The organism is Xenococcus sp. PCC 7305 (genome assembly GCF_000332055.1).
Classification (GTDB): Bacteria; Cyanobacteriota; Cyanobacteriia; order Cyanobacteriales; family Xenococcaceae; genus Xenococcus.
Map to the genome: position 1 here is coordinate 1 of NZ_ALVZ01000209.1, position 1,467 is coordinate 1,467.

The window sequence follows — 1,467 nt, forward strand, 5'->3', positions numbered from 1 at the left end:
ACATGAAAGAATTTTGGACTAATCTTCTTTGCTTCTTTCTTTGCGTCTTTGCGCCTTTGCGCGAAACGAATTCATATCTGGATTCAGCAACGCCTCAATTCTCAATTCTCAATTAACCAAAACATTCCGCTCAGGATCTCCAAGATAAATCGCCGGGCTTTCTTGAATTGCAAAATTCTGAGCATCAAGTTGCCAATGCTCGGCTAGACTTTGCAAAAATAGATCTTGTTGCTTTCTAAAATAGGAAATCTGCCAGCCATAATTAATTAGCGAAAACCAAACGCGACGTTCTTGATCGAGCCGGATCACCCCAGCGAGGGCACTAACTTGATTGAGTGTTCCTGTTTTCACGGCTACCCCAGCAGGAATCGAGCGGTCCTCCACTGTGCCAACATCATCTCTACCCGCCATCGGAAATAAATCCATCACATTGAGGTTATGAGATTTGAGTAAATTGTCGATCGCAATCAACATTTGACTCGCTGCTCTGGGAGAAACCCGATTTTCGACACCTAACCCGGAACCATTAATTAATTGAACTTCCGAAGAATCTAGTCCTGTGACCTTCGCCGCATAAAGAGCTACTTCTTCGACTCCTCCAAGCTCATCGGCAAGCATTTGCGCCATCTTATTATTACTGTAGATATTCATTTGTTTGAGAATATCACTCAGAGTAAGAGAGTTATGAATCAGTAGTGATTGCGGTTTTGTCGGGGCAAATTTTAGCAGTTTAGCTTCTCCTGAAATTACGACTTGAGGTCGAGGGGTCGTGATGGGTAAACTTCTAAATAGTTGTTTAACTTCTGATGACCAGAGTTTGGGGTCTAACGCCTGATGCAGGAATTGTACTGCTTTGGAAGAATCCGATTCATAGTTCATGTAAAACTGATTGTTAACCAGTAAATCACCCTTAACTTCCCTTAGACCCATTTGGTTTAGAGTATTGCCCAGGGCGATCGCTTCTTCCCAAACAAAAAAGGGATCGCCATCAGCCAACACAATCAAATCCCCGTCAAGAACGCCGTCTTTTATTTCCCCTGTAGCAAAAATCTTCGTCACAAATTGATGATCCGCACCCCATTTTCCCAAAGCTGCTAGAGTTGTGGCAATCTTGGTTAAAGAAGCTGCCGACAAAGCTGTTTTGCCTTGATGACTGGCGAGTTCTTCCCAATCAGACTGGAGCCAGATACCTTGGCGATCGCTTTTTAAACCCTGTCTTTTCAACGTCTGGAGATAATCTTGCACAATTTTCTCTAGCATTGGATCAACCTCAGTTGTGGGTAACTCAAAAATAGCTGTATCTTGCCAAGCACCCAACTCTAAGGGTTCTATGGTTTTTTGGGGAGTGGCCGCAAACAGTTTCCAGAATAAAACAAATAAGCTTGAACCAATAACATCAAACATTTGATTAGTATTAGGGTAATGGGTAATGGGTAATGGGTAATGGGTAATGGGTAATGGGTAATG

Annotated in this window: 1 protein-coding gene; it reads right to left on the bottom strand. The window is 42.8% G+C overall.

What is annotated here, in order from left to right; translation table 11 throughout:
* Positions 1–108 precede the first annotated feature (108 nt).
* On the bottom strand, positions 109–1,467 hold a 1,359-nt coding region (locus XEN7305_RS17285), incomplete at its 5' end, for a D-alanyl-D-alanine carboxypeptidase (protein WP_006510775.1).